The 4,861-nt window shown below is 45.0% G+C and carries 3 protein-coding genes; all 3 read left to right on the top strand.

The window, feature by feature from the left end:
- Nucleotides 1–486 precede the first annotated feature (486 nt).
- The 3 genes from AB4482_RS09480 (at nt 487) to AB4482_RS09470 (ending at nt 4,517) form a co-directional block, all read left to right on the top strand.
- Nucleotides 487–1,620 (top strand): polysaccharide export protein, encoded by a 1,134-nt coding sequence (locus tag AB4482_RS09480; protein WP_372180839.1) that lies wholly within the window; start codon nt 487–489, stop codon nt 1,618–1,620.
- Between the two features lie 116 nt (nt 1,621–1,736).
- Nucleotides 1,737–2,177, top strand: coding sequence for a low molecular weight protein-tyrosine-phosphatase (locus tag AB4482_RS09475; protein WP_372180837.1), 441 nt, complete (start codon nt 1,737–1,739; stop codon nt 2,175–2,177).
- A gap of 168 nt (nt 2,178–2,345) precedes the next feature.
- Nucleotides 2,346–4,517, top strand: coding sequence for a polysaccharide biosynthesis tyrosine autokinase (locus AB4482_RS09470; protein ID WP_372180835.1), 2,172 nt, complete (start codon nt 2,346–2,348; stop codon nt 4,515–4,517).
- Nucleotides 4,518–4,861 lie beyond the last annotated feature (344 nt).

Here is a 4,861-nt window from a genome sequence, read left to right as displayed (position 1 = left end):
GGGTATGGGTATCGAGATACCGACTACTTCTTCTTGAAGATAAAAGCGGCTTTCCCCGGAAAGCCGCGATGAACCTTTTTTTTTGCTCTTGCTCTTGTTCTTGCTCTTTAGCTCTTCGCATCTCGTTTACCCGTATCCCGTATCTGCTCCTAAACCATTCAACTAGGTTGATAATAAACACAAATTGTGGATAATGCATACGCAATAAAATAACCGTGTGAAAGTCCGATCTTTGGCTCGGTTTATGACAAAAAACCTCTATCTCAATTCCAGATAGATAGAGGCAGATTAACTACGCAGTGTGATGTCGCGGAATATCAAAGGGCGGTAGCGTTCCTATCTTTGATATTAAGTGGGAGCGATATCACAGTAATAGCCCTCCTTAACTCAATTAAATACTGCGTAGCTGATAAAATTGTTTGTTCTAACTTCTTTGGGTGTCCTTTGGGATATCACGACACATTCCGTTTCTATGACTTGGTTAACATGAAGATTAATAAAAATCGTCTCCTTTTAGCGCTCCTTCCTGTATTGCTTGCAGGGTGTACTACTCCAGGAACTCACCTTTCTACTGGCAACAAGAATGTGATTCAGCCTTCAGAGGAGCAGCAAGAGTCTGATATTTCTGAAGTGGTGAATGTGTATCCGCTGACGGCGCAGCTAGTGTCGACTTACCAAACGGGTACATTGTCGGTGTCACAAGCCAACCCTGAACTTGACGTAGACATCGCAAAGTATGAATACAAAGTCGGCGTGGGCGATATCTTAAATATCACGATCTGGGATCACCCTGAACTGACGATTCCTGCGGGTTCTTACCGTAGTAGTACTGAAGCGGGTAACTGGGTTCATGCTGACGGCACCATCTTCTACCCGTACATTGGTACAGTCGAAGTGGCAGGAAAAACGGTTCGTGAAATTCGTTCTGATATAGCGGAACGTTTGGCGAAATACATCGAAAGCCCTCAAGTTGATGTAAACGTAGCGGCTTTCCGATCTAAGAAAACCTACATTACCGGTGAAGTATCTAAACCTGGCCAGCAGCCAATCACTAATATCCCTTTAACGTTACTGGATGCCGTGAACCGTTCTGGCGGTTTGTCTGAAGATGCTGATTGGCGTAATGTTTCATTAACCCGCAATGGCGTGGAAGAGAACCTTTCACTTTACGGTTTGATGCAACGTGGTGACTTAACTCAAAACCGCTTACTTCAAGCCGGTGATATTGTTCACGTACCGCGTAATGACAACCAGAAAGTGTTCGTGATGGGTGAAGTGAACGATCCTCAACTACTTAAGATTGATCGCGTTGGGATGAGCCTAACCGAAGCACTCAGCAACGTAGGTGGTATTAACCAGCTGACGGCAGATGCAACGGGTGTGTTTGTGATCCGAACTTCTGATGATAAATCAGAACGCATGGCAGACATCTACCAACTCAATATGGAAGATGCATCAGCTTTAGTGATTGGCACCGAGTTTGATTTAAAGCCTTATGATATTGTTTACGTAACGGCAGCGCCAATCAGCCGCTGGAACCGTGTTATTGGTCAGCTTGTACCAACCATTTCTGGCTTTAACGAGCTAACCGAAGGCATGTTGCGCGTTCGTAATTGGTAATAAGCCCTGGTTTGTAATAAACCCTAATTAATCATCAGGTTGCATTGTGCGTGTAACCTGATTTTTACATCTAAAAGTAAACCCAGCTTATAAGCCCAATACAATTAGAGACAATTATGTTTAATAAAATTTTAGTCGTATGCGTGGGCAACATTTGTCGTTCCCCGACGGGAGAGCGAGTTTTACAAAACTTGCTGCCTAACAAAGAAGTGGCCTCTGCCGGTATCGCGGCCGAGAAAAGCCGTTTAATTGGTAAGCCTGCAGACGACACTGCCATTTTAATTGCTGCTGAACATGGGGTTGATGTTGAAAATCACCAATCGCAGCAAGTTACACCACAGCTTTGTGCTCAGTATGACTTGATCTTGGTGATGGAGAAGGGCCATATGGAGGCGCTTACTCAAATATCGCCAGAGGCACGCGGTAAAACCATGCTGTTCGGTCAGTGGATTGGCCAAAAAGACATTCCTGACCCTTATCGTCAAAGTCGTGAGGCGTTTGAACACGCTTATAAGCTGATTGACGAAGCGGCGCAAGCTTGGGCAAAAAAACTGTAGGTTTAAATGCAATAGATTTTAGATGCAGTAGGTTTTAAATAGACAGCTTTTTAAATGTCATGCTCTAAATGTAGGCATGGCAAAGCCACCAACGGAATAATATAAAAGAGAAGTACGCGGAGCGTATATAGTCTCTTAAATAGCAATACTTTAGGAAGTAGCAAACAAATGACAACACAACCCTCTCAGCAATCGCATACAGATAACTCTGATGAGATAGATTTAGGAAAACTGCTTGGCATCTTATTAGATGCTAAATGGCTAATCATGCTCACCACATTCGTTTTTGCTGTGTTTGGTATTGCGTTTGCTTTGCTTTCGACGCCGATATACAAAGCGGATGCCCTGATCCAAATTGAAGAGAAAAGCTCTGGTGGCATCTCTTCTATGGTTGGTGATATGGGCGAATTGTTCTCTCAAGAATCTTCAGCTACAACCGAAGTCGAGATCATCAAATCGCGTATGATTTTGGGTGAAACGGTGGATAAGTTTAACCTCACGACGGTGACATCTCCTAACTATGCACCTATCGTTGGTAAGGGCTTTGCGCGCTTGACCGGCGACATCAACCACATTGCGGTTAGCCGTTTCAACATGCCAAGCTATGCGAGCGACTACGGGCACACGATCCAGATCCTAGATGCCGAGCAGGGCACTTACCAATTAGTTCGCGACGATGAGCGCGTTATCCTAAAAGGCAAGGTGGGTGAGCTAGCCACAGCCGACGACTACAGCTTGTTTGTGGCAGGTTTCGAATCTCATAACGGTTTTGAATTCTCGATTGGCCAACGTAGCCGATTGCAAGCGATCGAATGGCTGAAATCTTCTTTGTCTCTTTCTGAGCAAGGAAAGCAAACCGGTATTTTGAAGCTAAGTTTCGAAGGGGAAAACAAGCAGCAGATTTCTGAAATTCTTAATCATATTAGTCAGACTTACTTCTTACAAAACGTGAAACGTAATTCTGCGGAAGCAGAGAAGAGCTTACAGTTCTTAAAGAGCCACCTTCCTGGTATTAAATCTGAGCTAACGGGCTATGAAGACACGCTAAACAACTATCGTCAAAAGAACGAATCGATCGATTTGGGTTTAGAAGCACAATCAACCCTGAAGGTAATGGTAGAGCTTGAAGCGCAATTGAATGAACTGACGTTTAAAGAGAGTGATATCAGTCAGCGTTTCACTAAAGATCACCCGGCATATAAGTCACTGATTGATAAGCGTAAAACGTTGTTGGGCGAGCGAGAGCGCCTGAACAAGCAAGTGCAAAAGTTACCGAAAACACAACGTGAAGTACTACGTATGACACGTGATGTTGAAGTAAACCAACAAATCTACATTCAGCTGTTAAACAAGGTTCAAGAACTCAGCATCATCAAAGCCGGTACGGTCGGTAACGTTCGTATCTTAGATGACGCGCAAGCGTATGCAGGTGCAGTGAAACCGAAGAAGCCATTGATTGTTGTATTAGCGACGCTACTGGGTGGCATGTTAAGTGTCGCATTTGTATTAGTGAAAGCGGCGTTCCACCGTGGTGTTGAAAGCCCAGACCAAATTGAACAAATCGGCCTTCCGGTTTACGCAGCGGTACCAAAATCTGATTTACAAATTGAGCTAACCAACCGTTTTAAATCGAAGAAAAAGCAAACTGAGGGTACACAAGCACTACTTGCCGAATCGAACCCTGCCGATCTTTCGGTTGAAGCGCTGCGTGGCCTTCGTACCAGCTTACACTTCGCAATGCTAGAAGCGAAAAACAACATCTTGATGATTTCTGGCCCTGCGCCAGGCATTGGTAAATCATTCATCTCGACTAACTTTGCCGCAGTAGCCGCAAAAACAGGCCAGAAAGTATTGTTGATTGATGCCGATATGCGTAAAGGTTACCTACAACAAAGCTTTGGTGTGAAATGGGACAACGGCCTTTCTGATGTGCTGAGCGGCAAGCAAGAGTTCGCTCAATCAGTGAAAACCACACCGGTAGAGAACCTAGATATTATTACTCGCGGCCAAGTGCCACCGAACCCATCAGAGCTGCTGATGCACCCACGCTTTGCAGAACTAATGGAATGGGTATCGAAAGAGTATGATTTGGTGATTGTTGATACCCCGCCCGTACTTGCGGTAACCGACCCAAGCATTGTCGGCGCCTTCGCTGGCACCACATTAATGGTGGTGCGTTACGGTCAAAACACCATTAAAGAGATAGAAGTGGCTCGTAACCGTTTCGAACAATCAGGTATCGAAGTGAAAGGCGTTATCTTCAACGCCATCGAGAAGAAAGCATCAAGCTCTTACGGCTACGGTTATTACAACTATGCGTATTCGAGCGACAAGAAATAAAGTTAAAGAGCAGTAACGAGATGCGAGTAACCGGGTAAACGAAGAGCTAAAGACAGTAACGGGATGCGAGTGGCGAGATACGAAAAGCGCCACTCGAATCCGTTCTTCATCTCTTGTTACTCGTTTACCCGCTCCGCTGCTCGAATCTGCTCTTTTAGCTCTTCGAATCCCGTCTACCCGCCACCCGTATCTATTCTTTATCCAATCTTCAAATTATTCGAAGACTTAGCTTTTGGTTCTCCCCCTTGAACACCGGACTATTGTGAGTGATGGTGTTAATAGAAGGGGGAGTTAGAGGGGGTTGCTAGCGATGCCTAATCAACCCAGGGCAAGATTACGAAGCC

Origin of the sequence: Vibrio sp. 10N.222.55.C7 (genome assembly GCF_041473335.1) — a bacterium.
Classification (GTDB): domain Bacteria; phylum Pseudomonadota; class Gammaproteobacteria; order Enterobacterales; family Vibrionaceae; genus Vibrio; species Vibrio crassostreae_C.
The sequence above is the reverse complement of the archived record's forward strand: the minus strand, read 5'-3'. Positions and strand labels throughout refer to the sequence as shown.